Here is a 17,591-nt window from a genome sequence, read left to right as displayed (position 1 = left end):
TGCGCCTTTTTTCATGTTGTAGGCGACATAGTTGAACAACAATGATCAAAATTTATGTTAAAATTAGGAAGATATAGGGTTTTTATACAAAAAATAAAACGATAGATTTTAATGTGTCAGGTATTTAGTAAAGTTCTTGAAGATTTGCTGAACCATTGGTACAAAAAAATGTTTTGAGGAGTTATAAATGAAGGCATTTTTAAAAGTTATCTCGTTATTATCTCTCTTAATTTCCCTAGCGATAGTATTGTATTTTATTGTGTTATCACTAAATGACGTAGAGGGCTTAGCAATTAGTTTCGTAATAAGTATGTTACTTATTATTCCTATTAGTATCAGTTTGTATGGAATGATTAAAGGAAATATTGCTATGTTGAAGATTCGGAAGAGAATAGGTTCCTTTGTACTATTTGCTGTTTCTATTTTTTATCTTTTGTTTGTAATTGCGTTAGGATTATTAAATATTATTCTAGAAGAAACGTCTAAAGATGAAGTTCCGAGTTTAAAAGAAAGTGTTCTTGCTGTAACAAATGTCTTTATTCCAATTGCATATAAAGAAGGGTTACTTACTGAAGAATATAATGGAATTACTTTTCGCTTTCCTAAAGGGGAAGAGACATCCATTGATACAATAAAGAGTTTATATCCAAAAGTAAAAGAAGAACTAGATCTACTATACGGTGCTGATAACCCAGTCGATTTAACCATCATGATTTATGAAAGTGTTGATGAACTAAATTCTCGAACAAATAAGGAGAAGTTAAGTGGATTTTATCTTCCAAGTAACCAATCCATTCATATAGTAAGTGAGAAAAGTGGTGCACCCTACGAATTTCAAGATTCCTTTACTCATGAATATACTCATTATCGTACAGATCAATTTTTAAAACATCATCATATTTCAAGTACAAGTATTCCACAATGGTTTAATGAAGGTATATCAGAATATGTTATGAACATGCATACGTTTGTCGACATAGATCTTAATAAAGAGATAAATTTTAAAGATATTGATACGAATAACGATTTTCATGAAGCAAGACGAGATGGGTTTGAACCATATCTTCAAAGTTATTTTGCAGTCAGAGAACTTGTTCTTGAACATGGAAAGGACGTTATCCCAAGCATTCTCATCCGTACAAAAAATGATAAGGATTTCTATGCAGCCTTCCAAGAAACAACAGGCATGAAAATAAAAGAGTTTCAAACAACATTTTTAAATAGACGAGAAGAGATAAACGTTCTATTCGAACAAGCAGGTGAAGCAGAAATAAAGAAGGAATTTAAAGTTGCTGAGAATTTATATTTAAAGATTGCTAGTTTGGATCCGTACGATGTGTATGTTGAGCGAAGCTTATCTTATGTATATATAAAACAAGGTGAATTCGAGAAGGCAATGGATACGCTTAAAAAAATGAAGGAAACTGATATTAGTGAACTTTATATGATGTCAGAGTTATCTCTATTAAAAAGCCTTGAGGATTCCTTAAAATATGCAGAAATGGCAGAAGAGGCAATTAGAAAGTACAATGGGGAAACTCATTATACATCTGAATTTGCTGATGCAATTCGAAATAATCGTTCTGAACCTGTAATTATTTATAAAGAATTACTTAACGAGGAATTAATTGATCACAAAGAAATAAAAATAGAATTACTAAAAAGACTTAAGCAGCAATATCCTAATGAACAATGGATACAAGATTAAGATTCATAAGTAAAGAATAATAGATATCAATCTTATTAGAAGCTTTATTTCTTTCTACAATCGTGAGCAATTCTTCAAGAATGTCTGTATTACTTCTTTTGTTTATAACTATATTCAATTCAATGTAAGAAGGTGTAAAAATGATGATCCTTTTTGGTATTTTAATATTTGCAGGAATTTTTGCCGTGTTTGATGCTTTAAGAAAAGTTAATAACAATATATTGGACCAAACAGAAGAGATAAAAAAATTACGTGAAGTAATAGAGAGTAATAAAAAATAATGTACTTATTCACTAGAGCTTGAAATCTATAAGGAGAAAAAATGAAAATATGAAAAATCATTGTTGTGACGATATGGATTATCATGCTAATTTCAAATGCAATCTTCATAATAATCCATTTGACTGTCCTGATCAAATCATTATTTATGATGTAAGCAATGATGACTATGGATTAATTATTCATGATGGAGGTTCTTCAAGGATAGGGATTGATTATTGCCCATGGTGTGGGTCAAAGTTGCAGTGTTTAAAAGAAAATAAATGAGCTATTCCATTAATTTGATTTAAATGTATGTCCTATTGGACTAATTGATTGTTTACTATCATCCGGAACACCCATACCGGACTTCTTTTCAAAATAAACGCAAATACCACCTATGATCATTACAGGTAATAAGGCAATTAAAAACCAAATCATCTTTACACCCCTTTTATTTTTATTTTAACATAATTTTACTTATTTTAACATTTGTGTACATACAAAAATGGATTGTCCTATAACCAGACAATCCATTTTTGCTGCTATTTATTCAATTCAATCGTTTCATTAATATCTGTCGATTTAGAACTTTGTCCTGTCATGCGTTTATAGAAAAAGGCGATTTTCTTGGTGAAATTACCGGTTTCCCAATATTCGGCTGCTTCTGCTTTTATCTTAATCAAGACAACGTTAGGATCATCATAAGAAGTTTGCAAAAATTTCTCATATGCTTTATTCCACAATTCCTTTTTCTTGTCTAAATCCTCAACGATTTCCGCTCTCCCACGAACGGAGACATAGGATTTACCTGCATAAGACACATTAACATCATGATCATGTAAAATTTCTTCATATTTATTCGTCTCTTTTTTAGTGAAAAACCATAAGTCACCATCAAACTCAACTTCTTGTGTTTTCATAGGACGAGAAATAAGCCCTTCTTCAGTAACCGTAGTCAGCATGGCGGTGTCTACGTCTTTGATTAACTCTCTTAATGTTTCCATTTCTTCTTGATTCATCATGTTAGACATTTCCATCACCTCATTAATGTTTATAGAGGTATACTACCCTTTACACCAATTTTTAATCAGGTGTGACGAATTACTAAACTAACTCTAACAAAATGAAGCCAACCAACTGAAAAGAATAGAAGAGGTGAACTTTTAAATGGAGAGAATACTTAAGACTAGGTACAATAATAGAAGTATAATGATTTGTTAAATATGATATTGCAAAAAAAGAGAGATAATATTATGTGTTAACCGTTAAAAAATGCTGCTTTCGTAAGGATGGGTACTTTTGGATACTATTTTAAATCTATAGTGGAATGAAGTGGAAGACACTCGACTCCTGCGGGAAGTAGAGGAAAGGCTGAGACCCCACAGGCGAAGCCGAAGAGGCTCAGCTTCCTCCCCGGCGCATGGAGTGTCTGAAGCGCAATGGAACGAACTAATACTTACCCTTTCCTGATTAAAAACAACAAAGTGTACGAAAATAGCCAAAAGAAAAGAGTCTCAACCCTTTTAAAAAAGTGGATTGAGACTCTTGATGAGGTATTAGTATGACAATGTTACATCTGCACTAACTGGGTAATGATCACTAGGGAATTGTCCATTTTTATAATCATTTAAAATCTCAATTTTATGTGTAAATACGTTTCCTTTCGCAAGAACCCAATCAATTCGCTTTTCGGGCCCGCCACCAGTCGGATCATTGAATCCGTTAAAGGTTCCGAGGATTTCATTGATTCTAACCTCAGCAGTATTCCATAAATCAACAAAAGCTTCTTCACTTGTTAGTGTTTGATGTGGGACACTATCAGGGCTTGTATTAAAATCTCCTGTTAAGATAATTGGAAGTTCTGGATCAAATTCATTTATTTTTTCAATAATTAATTCTGCACTCTTTTCTCTAGCATTTGCAGATTGATGGTCGAAATGAGTATTCACAACATAAAAGCTTTCCTTGCTCTTATTATCAAGGAATTTTGCCCACGTTACCATTCGAGGAATATTGTTACCCCATGACTTGGATCCAATCACATCTGGAGTATCAGATAGCCAGAAGTGATCGTACTCTAGAGGAGTAAATTGCTTTTCATTATAAAAAATAGCTGAGTATTCGCCTTTGCTTCCTCCCTCACGACCTAAGCCAATCCAGGCATAATTTTTTAGATTCGTTTCAAGGTCCTTAAGTTGTTGGTATAAAACTTCCTGAGTACCAAAAATATCAGGTCGTTCCTTGCGAATAAGTTTTTTGATAGCCGGAACTCTTTCTGCCCAGGTATGAGGTGAGGGATCATTGTTATTTAAATACCTTAAATTATAAGTCATCACCTTTAAATCTACCTCAGTGACTTGTCCTGCTTTTTCAGAAGCTGACACACTTGATGTTGATGAAAAGACACTGGCAATCAACAGGGTTACAATTGCCAATAAAAAAACTGGATTTAATACTTTTTTCAACTCAATCTCCTCCTTGTTATGTATTACATAAAAAGTATAACTCTACTATGTAAACACTTTATTAATGACACATTTAGTATTTATGAAGGCTTTTTTAAAGAGATGAATATTGTAAAATCAATGGATTAATCGAAAAAAATAAGAAAATTGGTCCGGGTAATGTTAGAGGATTGTAAATATTTCAGTGAGGTATGACCTATTTGAATTTACTTTAGTAATAATCTTTAACAAAATTACTATTATACTAATGTTAGATCATTACTTTTAACTCCTTTTAAAATCAATGACTATATTGTTAAATTACCTGCTATATTGCTAATAATGAATTCTCGGAAAAGGGTGGTTAGTGTTTAATAAGCAGCAAGAAATGGTGTGGAAGAAGTAGAGAAATAATTATCAATCCATATTTGGAACTATTACATCTTCAATGGGGCTTCAAAACTAAGAATAAGAGGAGAAGCATAATGAAGCAAATTACATTTGAACACATTTATAAGCTAGGAATAATAGTCGCTGAAAATGATCTATATAGACACTATCATTATCCTAAGATGCTAACTAGGTATGATAGTAATTTCATTGAATTTAAAAATTTACCATCTTTACCTGAATTTCAAGATGCTGAAGCTTATTTGAGGGAATATCATCTGAGGAAGGGCCAAAAACATGTGAAGTTCTATTTTCCTGCAAATATAAAGCCAACAGGAGAACTAGTTGCTTACCTGACTGATATGGGGTATGAAGTAGGTTTTCTAGAACTATATGCTATTCAGCCGGAACACTTTCCTGAAGTGAAAGACAACCCGGATATAGACATTCAAGTAGTGACGGATAAAAGTTTAGAAGCTCTTCTTGCTCTACACTACAAACATGACTTAAACTATGGAAGTGAATTTGCTGGTCAGAAGGCCGATCTTATAAAACGTCACTTTGAAGATCAAAATATTCAGCAGCTTTTAGCCTTTTATAAGGGGACTCCAGCAGGTTTTGTAGATGTCATTATTTCTAGTGAAACAGCAGAAATCGATAATCTAACTGTTGATGAGCTTTATCAAAAAAAAGGAATAGGGAGCAGATTACAAAAATATGTAATGGAATCATTTCCTGAGAAAACTGTCATATTAGTAGCCGACGGAGAAGATACCCCAAGAGAAATGTACAAAAAACAAAACTATTACTACCATGGATTTAGATATGAAACTCAAAAAGTATATCAAGTTTAGTTTTCAATACAAGGTTTAACAAGTAATACCAGCAAAAAATGAATTTCATTGTTTACAAGCAATCGAGCACTGTTCTTGAATTAGAATAGTGCTTTTTATATTGAAGCGCCATATTTGCGCCTAACATAAAAAACCAGGGATTGAATAAATAACCAATTGGTGGTATAAATATACATAGTTAAATTATTGGAGGAAGTGAAATGCTAGATAGTGAACAAACAATTTGGACAAATAATGAAGGGTTTACCATTAGTATCAATAAAAGGTTTTTAGATATTGAACTAATCTATCATTTTCTTAGTAATGAATCTTATTGGGTAAAGGGAATGGCTAAAGAATTAGTAGAAGCATCAATTGAAAGTTCGATTCTCTGCTATGGAGTGTATGAGGGTAATCCAAATAATGGTCCGGCTAAACAGGTTGGTTTTGCAAGAGTTGTATCTGACCTTGTTCGCTTTTCCTGGCTAGGTGATGTCTTTGTCATTCCAGAATATAGAGGGCGTGGACTTAGCAAATGGTTATTACATGTCATTACAGAACACCCTAAATTAAAAGGAACCAGTTTTCAACTTGCAACCAAAGATGCACACTCTCTTTATAGTCAATTTGGCTTTAAGCCATTAGGGGAGGTTGAAAATAGAATGGCTAGGCCTCTTAATTTGGATGTAGTTTATAAAGGATATAAATTAAGTACTTAGGCTGTTTTCACAATGGGGTGTTGTTCTTGAAAACAAATTTTTCACTCGATAGCGGAATGGAGCGAACTAATTTTCACCTTTACCTGCATTAAAATAACAACAATGTACACGAAAACAGCAAAAATTTTATTAGGGCCAGGAGGAAAATGGTTAATGAATTTAGTTTGTGAATCTGACAAATTGGAAGATTATTTACTAGAATTAGAGGATGTCGACTTTTCTCATCATATAATTAAAGAGAAAGCGGAGGAACTTTTTAGTCCTACTCAATCAGATGTAGAAAAAGCAAGAACTGCTTTTGAATTTGTTCGCGATGAAATTCCACATTCCTGGGATATCCAAGGAACACGCGTTACGTGTATAGCGTCAGATGTATTAACATATGGTGAAGGAATTTGTTATGCAAAATCCAATTTATTAGCGGCATTATTGCGCTCCCAAGGAATTCCAACAGGTTTTTGTTATCAGCGATTAATGTTGTTTGATACACCTGAAAAGGGATATTCACTTCATGCATTGAATGCTGTTTATCTTAAATCTTTAGGAAAATGGGTACGGTTAGATGCTCGCGGAAATAAACCGGGTGTTGATGCTCAATTTTCGATCGATCAAGAAAAATTAGCGTTTTCGGTAAATGAAGAAGTTGATGAGAAGGACTATCCAATGATTTATCTAAAGCCGAACGAAAAAACAGTAGCTGCATTAAAAGAAAATCATGATGCATACGAGCTATATACGCAACATTTACCTGAAGATTTATAGAGCCACAAAGCTAGGGTTCTGGAAAATAACACAGCTCCCTAGCTTGTCTTATAGATGATTTGTCCAGTTTGTGAGATATCATAATCTCCTAAAGCTTGAATTTCCTTTTTGAATGATGCTGAATTTAAAACGTCTGTTAAGATGTTAAGTATTTCATTATTCTCTTTATTGTTTATCATGACAAGGTCGTATCTTTCAGTAATTAAAGGGATGAAATCCAATCCCACAATTTTTGCGGCTTTTTCCGTGCCTACCCCTACATCTGCTTCACCTGAAGAAATAGATGATGCAACACTCAAATGGCTTGTTTCTATACGATCATATCCTGCAATATCTGAACCTGATAAGTGATGAATTCTTAATTGTTCTTCTAGAAGTATTCTTGCTCCTGAACCTATTTCACGGTTGATTAAGCGAATATTTTTCTTGTTTAAATCAGGCCAATTTGTGATGTTAAGGGGATTTCCCTTTTGTACCATAAACCCCGCTTTTCGGGAGATTAAATTTATGATAGTATACTGATAACCAATTAATATTTTTCTAACATAGGGTACATTGTATTCGTTTGTATCACCATCGAATATATGTAAACTGACAATATCACATTCCCCTTTATACATCGCAAGAAGACTGTTTAAACTTCCCTCATACGATCTTAAGGCTTTATAATTGCCTTTACTTTCCAAATGTTTTCCTAGAATGTCCAACACCATATCTTGACCACTAATTAAGAGATTTCGTGTCCCTGTATCGTTTACCTGATTTTTTCTTGAAGTAGAAGGAGGCAGTGTTTCAGCAGGCGGTTCTGTCTTTTTTCCACTAATAAAAGAATCTAAATCCTTCGAATTGATTCTCATTTGTCTTCCAACCTTGAATGAAGGGATTTCCCCTTTTTTTAACAGATCATAAACCGTAAGTTTTGAAACTTTTAATAGGTTTGCTACTTCTTCAACTGTATAGGAAATTTGACTTGTCATTCGTTAACCACCTCAAAGTTATTGTAACGATAAATCGCTCATTAGAAAACAAGTATAAAAAAGAATGGAAATAAATCTAACAATAAAAATGAATATTCGTTATAATTAGATATATTTAGTTATAACTAATTCTAATTAATATAGAAAGGGATCAGATTTAATGAAAAAGTTATCTCTTTTGATACTTGTATCTATCATCATGTTATTTGCCGCAGGATGTACATCTTCGGGACAGGATACAGCAGAACCTAAAAATGTAGACATAACCGTGTCAGCAGCAGCTAGTTTAACGGATGCCTTACATGACATTACAGCATCATTTGAAAAAGAATATCCTAACATTAAGGTTATATATAACTTCGGAAGCTCCGGTACATTGCAGCAACAAATCCTGCAGGGAGCACCGGCTGATCTTTTTTTCTCAGCAGCAGAGGATAAGTTTGATGTGTTGGTAAGTGAAGGCTTGATTGATGAGAAGAATGGAATCAATTTAGTCGGAAATCAACTTGTTTTAATAACTTCCAAAGAAGGCAAAAATGATATTCAATCATTTCAAGATCTAGATAAGGTCCAAAAGATTTCGATCGGTACCCCTGAGACAGTTCCTGCCGGAAAATATGCTCAAGAGATGTTGGAAAATATAGATGAGTGGGATGAGGTTAAGGATAAAATGGTTTTTGCTAAAGACGTAAGACAAGTTTTAACATATGTAGAAACAGGAAATGTGGATGCAGGTATTGTGTATAATACAGATGCTTTCATTTCATCTAAAGTAAATGTGATCGAAACAGCAGAAGAAGGGACACACACGCCAATTGATTATCCATTAGGCATCCTGAATGAGAGTGACCATCAAAAAGAAGCAAAAGTATTTTATGACTATATGCAATCTGAAAAAGCGTTAGCCATTCTAGAAGAATACGGGTTTTCAAATTTAGTAAAATGATCGGAAATGATACGTTTTGGTCACCTGTTAAACTTTCATTAGAAGTTGCTTCTTTTTCACTCTTCATCGTACTCATTGTTGGAATAGTAGCCGCAAAATTCATGGCTAATAAAACATTTAAAGGGAAATCAATTATTGAAACAATATTGCTATTACCACTGGTTTTACCTCCTTCTGTTGTTGGGTTTTTATTGATCGTTATATTTGGGAACAGATCATTCTTAGGACAGGCAATTGAGCAGGTCTTTACTCAATCCATCATTTTCACCTGGTGGGCAGCTGTTATTTCTGCGGTAGTTGTCGCTTTTCCCCTTATGTATCAATCAGCTAAAACAGGGTTTGAAACAATTGACTCGGATATTGAAGATGCTTCACGAGTGGATGGAGCAAATGAATTTAGAGTTTTCACATTAATCACCCTGCCATTAGCTTCAAATGCTATCATTACGGGAGCTATATTAAGCTTTGCTCGGGCACTTGGTGAATTCGGTGCGACACTTATGTTTGCCGGAAATATCCCTGGAAAAACACAGACCATTCCTACGGCGATTTATGTTGCGATGGATTCGGGAAATATGAAGTTAGCGTGGTCCTGGGTTTTTGTGATTTTATTCATTTCGTTTAGTATGTTGATTTTGATGAATGTGATAAAAAGGAGATATTGAGAAATTTATTTAATATTTAATAATAATAAGTAAACTCAAAAAAGTATTAACGTTCTTGTTAATACTTTTTTTTATCTATCGGATGTCATTTTATAAATTTGTAATAAAATAAAGGGAATTTCTGTTAGTAAGAGAAGGTATAAATATGATTTTGTGTTTAACTAATTACAAATATAGGAGCTGTTTTCTAAAGTAAAGTTTTCACCTTTAGTATGATCAATTTGTTCTATAATTTTAGCAAGTCCCTCATTTACCCAGACTTATTTCTTTTTAACGTGTTTCTGTTATATATTTAAACTATTATTTAGAAGATGTCAGTTAAAAAAAGAGGAGAATATTATGATAAGAAAATATAAACGTACAGATATTGATACATTGGTCGATATTTGGTACAAAGGTTCATTACAATCACACAGTTTTATTCAACCAAATTACTGGAGATCTCAATTGAGTGAGATGAAAGAAAAATATATTCCGATGTCTGAGACATATGTGAAGACTCACCAATCAAGGGTCATAGGTTTTATTTCAATGCTGGACAACTATTTAGCAGCTCTTTTTGTTGATGTATCTTTTCAAAATAATGGGGCAGGAAGAGAATTGTTGCACTTTATACAAGATCAAAGAGAAGTGATCGAATTGAAGGTATATAAGGATAACTCATCTGCACTGCGTTTTTATCAAAATAACGGCTTTGTTATCAAAGAAGAACTGATAGATGAGCAGACTGATATGCCGGAGTTTTTGATGGAATGGAATAAAAATTAACCTGTTTACAAGATGAAGAGTAAAACGCTCTATCTTATAAACAGGTCACAAGAGAAACTACTGTGTAATTAAGTGAATAAGCCATCTATTATTCTAATTCTCCAGGATTCAACTGTTGCATGTGTTGAATATAATCTCCTGTATAAGTACCGCCTCCACCGTTACGAAACGTATGTTCAAGGTTTATCGGTTCTTGGTTACCATTATATGCCTGCCATTGAAATAGAAAGGAATGACTAGATGGCAAGAGCCCTGTTTCTGCCGGATTTAGGTCAAATGAACCGATTACTTCCTTCCACTGCGATGGCATCTCAACATATCCGTAGCTCTCTTTCCCAACTTCTATCGAGTGTTTCACTTGTATTTTCGGAAAGTAAACCTCCAATTGTTCCGCACGATTTCCATTGGTTACAGAATAATTTCTCTCAGAAGTTAAATAGATATCCCACTTCTGAACCTTATCTTGAGGATGGACATTCCAATAAACATAGGAGTTTCCGTTATTCGTTACGATTTGAGGACCAGAAGCAGAATCCGCCCCTACACATTCCCATTTTCCAATTCTCCATACCCATATACTCAAACCATAAGAACCATCTTCGGATAAAAAAGGAACAAAATGGGTTTCCTCATCTAGTTGGACAATGTCTTGAATCTCCTTTTCAGATGTTGATATTGGGATTTTCTCTAAAAGCTCTTCTTTTGTATAAAAATCTTGAGGAACGATCAATCTGTAAATAATATACGTACTTACTGCAACAAATCCAACAATAATGACAAGAAGCGCTAGCATCTTTTTTCTCATTCTTCACTCCCCCTTTCCTTCAGGAAGGAGGCTGTGTTAGAACGAAAATAGTATTGGCGATCTTCAGTTGTAACCAGTAACCCTTTTCCATCTAATTCTACATATACCTGAACATGTTCTCCTGCTTTTGCTTCCACACCTGTTAACAGATAGGGAAACTTTTCTTGGGCTTTCTCCGGTTCTATGTTCTCCTCGGTCGGCAATTTTTGCTCTCTAATTTCTTCATACCACTGAACAACATTCGCATGTTCACGTTCAAAAGAAACTAAAGATTCTTCTAGTTTCGTTATGTTAAGGTCAACTTCTTTTCCTGACGGGTGTATAGGTATTAACACAACTTTGGAAACATCAGCAAGATATGTCTCGATTGAATCTTTCGGATAAAACAGTCCTGATAATCCAATTGCCAGTATCGCAGCTCCGAAAAAGATATAGTTCCCAAGGAAGCCTATCCAAGCATATTTTCGATACGCTTGCCAGCGCTCATTTCTCTTTAATATCCCATATGAAATCCAAACCCCGAGAGGAAGAACAGCTAAAGAAAGAACCTCATCAAATAATGGTAGGTTAAGAGAAAAAGAAAAAAGTCCAATAAACACAGTAATCATTACTTTCCAAAGATCCGGCCTTTCCTCGATATGTTGTAAATTGTATGTACGCCATAACCAAAAGGCAAGGAGCATCCAGGCAAGAATTGTACAAGCCAACCCAATTGTATTTAGCTCAATATCCCAATTAATCTCCAACCATCTCACCCCAATATTGATGAAAAATTTCACTATTAGTCTACTTTATTTTATCATGGCGTTCATTTACATATGTCAAAATTATCTAACTTAAATTGCTATAAAGTATAACCCTATTTATTTTATGGTAAGAATAAAAACTTCCAACAATCGAGACCGAATTTCATTAAAAGGAATGTGCTTTTTTGTTATAATCAATAAAAAATATGTGAGGTTTAACGTGAGATTAAAACATCAAAATTCAGAGGCTGTTATTATAGTTATTCATGAGATATATGGGATTAATCTCCATATAGAGGAAGTGTGCAAATCACTTTATAAAGCAGGATACGATGTTATTTGCCCTGACTTGCTAGGTCAAGAAGAAGCTTTTGAATATTCACAGGCGGATGAAGCTTATAGAAATTTTATAAGCAACATTGGATTTTCTAAAGCTTCAGATATCATGACAAAATTATTAGTAGAAGTAAAAGGCAACTATCAAAAAGTCTTCATTGTCGGTTTTAGTGTAGGAGCAACTATTGCATGGTTGTGCAGTGATAAAGAATCTGTTAGCGGTGTTGTAGGTTATTATGGATCACGAATTCGAGACTTTTTAGATGTAGTCCCACTTTGTCCTACCATCCTAATTTTCCCTCAAGAAGAGCAATCTTTTGATGTTGATAAATTGATAAGCAGCTTAGAAGAAAAGAAGATACCTACATATAAATTTAACGGTTATCATGGTTTTAGTGATCCATACTCTACAAACTATCATAGTGAATCTTCAAAAAATGCATATAACAGGATGATAGACTTTTTAATAGAACATTGATTCCTCTTATGTATCAGAATGCAGAGGCTGAATGAAGAATATTAAATTTGATATTTTTCTTCCTCTATATCCGCAAATATTGTTGTTTAATACAATTGTTTCAACTCTATAGTGGAATGTAGCGGAAGACACTCGACTTCTGTGGGAGTCGAGGAAAGGCTGAGACCACGTAGGCGAAAGACGAGTTATCATGAACGAAACTAGCTCCTTACTCGTAAATTCGTAGGTTAATTTTGTAAGAATGTTTATTGGTAAGTAAACAAAAAACCAAATTAGAGCTACATTACGGAAGGAGCTAGTTATTATGAAGGATACCATAAAATTCGTAGGTCTAGACGTATCAAAAAAACTTCAGCATCTTTAACTGAATTTCAAGATGCTGAAGCTTATTTGAGGGACAGCAGAAATTGATAATCAAAACAAAGGAATAGGGAGCAGGTTACAAAGATTTGTAATGGAATCATTTCCCGAGAAAATTGTCATATTAGTAGCCGACGGAAAAGATACCCCTAGAGAAATATACAAAAAACAAAACTATCAGTATCATGGATTTAAATATGAAACACAAAAAGTATATCAAGATTAGTTTTCAATACAAGTTTAAAAAGTAATACCAGACAATAATAAATGAATTTCTTTGTTTATAAGCAATCGAGCACTGTTCTTGAATAAGAATAGTGCTTTTTATATTCACAAATATGGATGAAATTTTAGATATTTCCACAAACTAAAATAGAGAAAAAAACTTTAAGGGTGAAATTTATGGTTAAGCAAGAATTGAAAGATTGCCTTCAAGAAAATATTAGCAATATAAAAAATACATTTCATCATACCTCTGACCTTATCGCAAGAAAAATAAAAACTGATATCAAAAGTTCTTTCGAAATCAGTATTGTCTATTTAGACGGAATTATTGATACAGACTGCATACAGGAATATGTAGTCAAACCTTTATTAAAGCCTTTTAAAACTGTAGAGTTTAATGAATCACTTATTGACGAAATGATCGAAAGATTTATTGAAGCAGCGGATGTGAATATCACAAATCAGTATAATGACTTAATAGATGCTATCGTACAAGGAAATACCGTTATTTTGATTAATGGGTATCAGAAAGGAATTATCGTTCCTTCCGCAAAGTGGAAGGAACGAAGCCTGGAAGAATCACTAGGAGAACGGTCACCAAGGGGGCCGGTTGTTGGGCTAACAGAGCAAATGAAAACAAATATTAATTTAATAAGAAGTTCAATAAAAACGCCGGACTTATGCGTAGAGGCAATGGAATTTGGAACAATTTCGAAGAGCGCTGTTTCAATATTATTTATAGAAGGTACTGTTGATAAAGGGATCTTAATGGAAGTACGTAAACGGTTAAAAAACCTTAAAGTAAAATATTTACTCAATTCAAAAGTTGTGGAAGATGCATTGGAAGGTAAACCAAAAACATTTTTCAATCTAGTAAGAACTACAGTACGAATTGATGGAGTAACATCTTCATTATATGAGGGAAGAGTAGCTATTATAGTAGATGGTATCCCTCATGCTATCATTGCACCCACACTTTTTATGGAGATGTTTCAGTCGCCAGATGAATTCCATATAAAAATGGGATGGTTTACAAATCGAATCATAAGAATGATTGCCTTTATCTTAGCTGTATACTTACCTGGTGTATATATTGCGATAGCAAATTTTCACAAAAAGGGGTTACCTAACAATGTTTCAAAGGCTTTAATAACTAAGGATGAGTTAATGCCAACCTTTTGGGAAATGGTGTTTCTATTATTCTTCATAAGAATATTATTCGATTCTTCATTTCGGATTCCTAAGAGTGCTGTGATTTTGCTTTCCTTAATTGGAACCATTGTAGTAGGCGAAACGGCTGTTACGGCAAAATTAGTTCATCCAGTTAGCCTCATAATAGTAGGTATAACAGCTATTTGTAGTTATTTACTCGCTAACAGAGGAACGCTAGCGGCTGAAAATATTTTAAGATTTCTTTTTATGATAGTTGCTAATTTTTTTGGATTTAGCGGAATGATCATTGCTGCAACTATTCAAATTATTTATATGGTGAGTCTTAAATCAATTGGAGTTCCCTTTCTGTCCCCGGTGATTCCATTTAAACTAGAGGAATTGAAAGATATATTCTTTAGATCAGATTTACAGACACTAATTAATAGCAAACACACTTATACTGAGGATGAGGATTAGTTTTTTGTTTGTATGGTTCTATTTCTTAAGATCACAAAAATATTATTCATCAACATATCACGCCTTGGCTTTATTGTTCCTATTTCGAACATAAATGTAGGTGCGGAATAAAGCTAGTATGGTTTTGGACACAACTTAGTTAAGTATTAACATGTTTCTACCTTAAGGGTTGTGTCCATATGGAAAATAAAAATGCATTGAAAACTTAGAAATCTCATGTTTTTGCCTCCATCTTTACTACTAAAATTAATGCTTGTTCACTGTTGTGATAAAGATCCTAAAATCTAAATGTTTGTTAGAATTCTTTACTAAATGAAGCTGGATAGTACATGGTATCGAACCTCTCTAGCCCAATAATAATCGAAATTGGTTAGTAGATCAGCAAATTTCGTCCAGATATTTTTAATCTAATTAGGGTTTACTCCTTAGTATGCTAAATGAAAACATTCATTTATGACTTCAGTAGTTTCTTTACTTCCGGAATTAACTCATCAAAATGACTCTGCTGAAACCCAAAGTTGCTCACAACTTCTCCATTTTTATCGACTACATAAAAGCTTGTTGAATGAATCACCTGGTCAGATGATGACGGCTTTTGAACAAGAGTTTGAAATTCCTCTCTTGCAAATTCCTCTATTTCTTTTTGACTGTAGCCTGTCAGCATATGCCAGTTTGATGAATCTACTGTGAATTTCTCCATAAAAGTTTTTAAGACATCCACAGTATCAATCGTTGGATCAACACTGAAGGAAACAAGTTCAACGTCAAGATTTTGGTTTTTTAGTTCCTTTTGCAGGGCAGACATGCTTGCTGTCATTGGAGGACAAACCGTCTCACAACTTGTAAAAATAAAGTTCGCGATCCAAACCTTATCTTTTAGGTTTTCGGATCCGAAGGGTTGTCCATTTTGATCTGTATATGAAAAAGATTTCATTTGAAAAGATGGCTCGTCTTTCGCGCTGCATGCCGATAAAAACATACAGCATATGATGACGAAAAGGGAAACTTTTTTCATGATGTGTTCTCCTCAGATAATAATGGAATTCGGACAGTTACAACTGTACCGGTTTGATTGTCACTTGTGATCGAAAAGGTGCCGTTATGCAAGGTGACGATTTGTTTGACGATTGAGAGACCTAAGCCTGTTCCACCTGTCGAACGATTTCTTGCTTTATCCGTGCGGAAGAAACGCTCGCCGATTCTTTGAATATCCTCCTTGTCAATCACATGCCCCTTATTAGTAACAGTAAGGACCATCTTGTCATGATCCGTCCCTAAATCAATCAATACTTCGCTATGTAAAGGTGAGTATTTGATCGCATTATCAATCACGTTATACAAGACTTGTTCAATCCGTTTAATATCGCCAACGATGATTACATCTTCTTGAACTTTTGTTGAGTATTGAATCTTTTTTTGGGCCAAGCGAATTTTAAAAAGGTCAACCGTATCATACAGCAATTGTGCCATAGCAATAGGTTCTTGTTCTAACACATATAAATTTGCTTCTAAATGACTGAGTTCAATAAGGTCGTGAACAATTTTGTTCAGTCGATCTGTTTCTTTTTCGATCGTTGTTAAATAGCTGTCTGCTTCTTCCTTAGAAGAATATAGCTGCTGCTTTAATGCTTGTGTATAGCCGGCAATATAGGTGAGAGGTGTCCTGAGTTCATGGACAACATTTGAAAGAAACTCCTTTTTTCTTTTTTCCTGCTCTTCCAGTGATGAACTCATAAGATTGAATGCATCGGCTAGTTGTCCAACTTCATCAGAACTTGTTAATGGAAGCCTGCTTGAGTAATTTCCTTTTGCCACCTCTTTGGATAATACCTGCATATCTGTTAACGGCTTGAAGAGTGAATGCCTGATTCTATTGACGATAATTAACAACAAAATGAAAAAGATCATTCCTGCTAAAATAAGAATAGGTAAACTGCCTTCAAATACTTCCTGCATCGCGGCTAACGGGACATAGATATAGACAATTCCGATTAGTTCTGTTTCGTTTTGAATAGGAAACATAGCACCAACGATATTCCGGTCAAATTCTTTTACATAGCCTTCTTTTAAAATATAATTTCCTTGAGATAATGTTTCTTTATCCTCATAATTTATCAACGACTCATTACCAATTTGATAAGGAAAATACTCCTGAAGCTCATCAAATGTATCAACAACTAATACTTCATATTCTGATACAATATTAAACCAATGGATCTTTTCGATAATTTCTTCGTTTAATGAGCCGTAATGATAATGGGAGGCAGTGTTTTCTCCTTGGTAAATAACAGATTCACGGATGCTGTCCAGGTATAGATCTTTGTATAAAAAATGTAAAAAGAAAAATGAAAACAAAATGGTGCTCCCAATACTGATTAAAATTAGTAAAAATACTTTCTGACTTAAAGATAAAGTTCTCACCTTTACACCTCTACTTTATCCCATTCTTAACGGGCAGTATGACTCCGACTTCAAGATTCGAGAGAAACCAAAGAATATAAGTGGGAGACTGCCCGTAAAGATCCGACGAAGGACAGGA

At 33.9% G+C, this 17,591-nt stretch carries 19 protein-coding genes; 11 read left to right on the top strand and 8 right to left on the bottom strand.

All coding sequences use genetic code 11. The annotated features are described in order from the left end of the window. Nucleotides 1-187: 187 nt before the first annotated feature. From BK577_RS03250 to BK577_RS26780, 3 genes are all read left to right on the top strand, one after another. Entirely contained in the window at nucleotides 188-1,708 is a 1,521-nt protein-coding gene (locus BK577_RS03250) for a hypothetical protein (RefSeq protein WP_078431600.1), read from the top strand. Nucleotides 1,709-1,848: 140 nt separating this feature from the next. Continuing rightward, nucleotides 1,849-1,989, top strand: coding sequence for a hypothetical protein (locus BK577_RS25875; protein ID WP_169908079.1), 141 nt, complete (start codon nucleotides 1,849-1,851; stop codon nucleotides 1,987-1,989). A gap of 49 nt (nucleotides 1,990-2,038) precedes the next feature. Continuing rightward, nucleotides 2,039-2,254, top strand: a complete 216-nt coding sequence (locus BK577_RS26780; RefSeq protein ID WP_078431599.1) for a DUF6980 family protein — start codon at nucleotides 2,039-2,041, stop codon at nucleotides 2,252-2,254. 9 nt (nucleotides 2,255-2,263) lie between these two features. Here BK577_RS26780 and BK577_RS25870 read toward each other — a convergent pair whose 3' ends face one another. The 3 genes from BK577_RS25870 to BK577_RS03235 all read right to left on the bottom strand — a co-directional run bounded on the left by BK577_RS25870 (nucleotide 2,264) and on the right by BK577_RS03235 (nucleotide 4,434). After that, the gene (locus BK577_RS25870) at nucleotides 2,264-2,407 is read right to left on the bottom strand and encodes a hypothetical protein (protein ID WP_169908077.1); all 144 of its coding nucleotides are present in this window, start codon (nucleotides 2,405-2,407) and stop codon (nucleotides 2,264-2,266) included. Nucleotides 2,408-2,511: 104 nt separating this feature from the next. Then, complete coding sequence (locus BK577_RS03240; RefSeq protein WP_078431598.1) at nucleotides 2,512-3,000, bottom strand: pyridoxamine 5'-phosphate oxidase family protein; 489 nt, start codon at nucleotides 2,998-3,000, stop codon at nucleotides 2,512-2,514. Nucleotides 3,001-3,525: 525 nt separating this feature from the next. Beyond that, nucleotides 3,526-4,434 (bottom strand): endonuclease/exonuclease/phosphatase family protein, encoded by a 909-nt coding sequence (locus BK577_RS03235; protein WP_078431597.1) that lies wholly within the window; start codon nucleotides 4,432-4,434, stop codon nucleotides 3,526-3,528. A gap of 464 nt (nucleotides 4,435-4,898) precedes the next feature. Between BK577_RS03235 and BK577_RS03230 the strand changes: the two genes are divergently transcribed. From BK577_RS03230 to BK577_RS03220, 3 genes are all read left to right on the top strand, one after another. After that, nucleotides 4,899-5,657, top strand: coding sequence for a GNAT family N-acetyltransferase (locus BK577_RS03230; RefSeq protein ID WP_078431596.1), 759 nt, complete (start codon nucleotides 4,899-4,901; stop codon nucleotides 5,655-5,657). Between the two features lie 200 nt (nucleotides 5,658-5,857). Continuing rightward, nucleotides 5,858-6,355 (top strand): GNAT family N-acetyltransferase, encoded by a 498-nt coding sequence (locus BK577_RS03225; protein ID WP_078431595.1) that lies wholly within the window; start codon nucleotides 5,858-5,860, stop codon nucleotides 6,353-6,355. Nucleotides 6,356-6,508: 153 nt separating this feature from the next. Next, nucleotides 6,509-7,117 (top strand): transglutaminase-like domain-containing protein, encoded by a 609-nt coding sequence (locus BK577_RS03220; RefSeq protein ID WP_078431594.1) that lies wholly within the window; start codon nucleotides 6,509-6,511, stop codon nucleotides 7,115-7,117. Nucleotides 7,118-7,155: 38 nt separating this feature from the next. Here the strand turns inward: BK577_RS03220 and BK577_RS03215 are convergent, their stop codons facing one another. Beyond that, nucleotides 7,156-8,094 carry a helix-turn-helix transcriptional regulator gene (locus tag BK577_RS03215; RefSeq protein ID WP_078431593.1) on the bottom strand — a complete coding sequence of 313 codons (939 nt, stop codon included), beginning with the start codon at nucleotides 8,092-8,094 and terminating at the stop codon, nucleotides 7,156-7,158. Nucleotides 8,095-8,254: 160 nt separating this feature from the next. Here BK577_RS03215 and modA point away from each other — a divergent pair, with 160 nt between their 5' ends. The 3 genes from modA to BK577_RS03200 all read left to right on the top strand — a co-directional run bounded on the left by modA (nucleotide 8,255) and on the right by BK577_RS03200 (nucleotide 10,473). Continuing rightward, a complete protein-coding gene (modA, locus tag BK577_RS03210; protein ID WP_078431592.1) occupies nucleotides 8,255-9,040 on the top strand; it encodes a molybdate ABC transporter substrate-binding protein in 786 nt (261 codons plus the stop codon). Then, on the top strand, nucleotides 9,037-9,705 hold the full coding sequence (modB, locus tag BK577_RS03205; protein WP_078431591.1) for a molybdate ABC transporter permease subunit: 669 nt from the start codon (nucleotides 9,037-9,039) through the stop codon (nucleotides 9,703-9,705). Before modA ends, modB begins: the two co-directional genes overlap by 4 nt. A gap of 339 nt (nucleotides 9,706-10,044) precedes the next feature. After that, nucleotides 10,045-10,473, top strand: a complete 429-nt coding sequence (locus BK577_RS03200; RefSeq protein ID WP_078431590.1) for an N-acetyltransferase — start codon at nucleotides 10,045-10,047, stop codon at nucleotides 10,471-10,473. Between the two features lie 88 nt (nucleotides 10,474-10,561). Here the strand turns inward: BK577_RS03200 and BK577_RS03195 are convergent, their stop codons facing one another. Together BK577_RS03195 and BK577_RS03190 are read right to left on the bottom strand one after the other, a co-directional pair. Beyond that, entirely contained in the window at nucleotides 10,562-11,278 is a 717-nt protein-coding gene (locus tag BK577_RS03195) for a hypothetical protein (RefSeq protein WP_078431589.1), read from the bottom strand. Then, nucleotides 11,275-12,024, bottom strand: coding sequence for a hypothetical protein (locus BK577_RS03190; protein ID WP_078431588.1), 750 nt, complete (start codon nucleotides 12,022-12,024; stop codon nucleotides 11,275-11,277). Before BK577_RS03190 ends, BK577_RS03195 begins: the two co-directional genes overlap by 4 nt. 220 nt (nucleotides 12,025-12,244) lie before the next feature. On the opposite strand from BK577_RS03190, the gene BK577_RS03185 reads away from it, so the two are divergent. Next, nucleotides 12,245-12,838 (top strand): dienelactone hydrolase family protein, encoded by a 594-nt coding sequence (locus tag BK577_RS03185; RefSeq protein WP_245823419.1) that lies wholly within the window; start codon nucleotides 12,245-12,247, stop codon nucleotides 12,836-12,838. A gap of 762 nt (nucleotides 12,839-13,600) precedes the next feature. After that, on the top strand, nucleotides 13,601-15,052 hold the full coding sequence (locus tag BK577_RS03180) for a spore germination protein (protein WP_078431586.1): 1,452 nt from the start codon (nucleotides 13,601-13,603) through the stop codon (nucleotides 15,050-15,052). A gap of 451 nt (nucleotides 15,053-15,503) precedes the next feature. On the opposite strand, the gene BK577_RS03175 is transcribed toward BK577_RS03180, so the two are convergent. Both BK577_RS03175 and BK577_RS03170 read right to left on the bottom strand, forming a co-directional pair. After that, nucleotides 15,504-16,067: an SCO family protein gene (locus tag BK577_RS03175; protein ID WP_078431585.1), complete on the bottom strand. Its 564-nt coding sequence runs from the start codon at nucleotides 16,065-16,067 to the stop codon at nucleotides 15,504-15,506. Beyond that, nucleotides 16,064-17,473 (bottom strand): sensor histidine kinase, encoded by a 1,410-nt coding sequence (locus BK577_RS03170; RefSeq protein ID WP_078431584.1) that lies wholly within the window; start codon nucleotides 17,471-17,473, stop codon nucleotides 16,064-16,066. The genes BK577_RS03175 and BK577_RS03170 overlap by 4 nt, the downstream gene beginning before the upstream one ends. Nucleotides 17,474-17,591 lie beyond the last annotated feature (118 nt).

It is taken from the genome of Metabacillus halosaccharovorans, assembly GCF_002019635.1.
GTDB lineage: Bacteria > Bacillota > Bacilli > Bacillales > Bacillaceae > Metabacillus > Metabacillus halosaccharovorans.
This window is presented reverse-complemented; position numbering and strand designations above follow the sequence as displayed.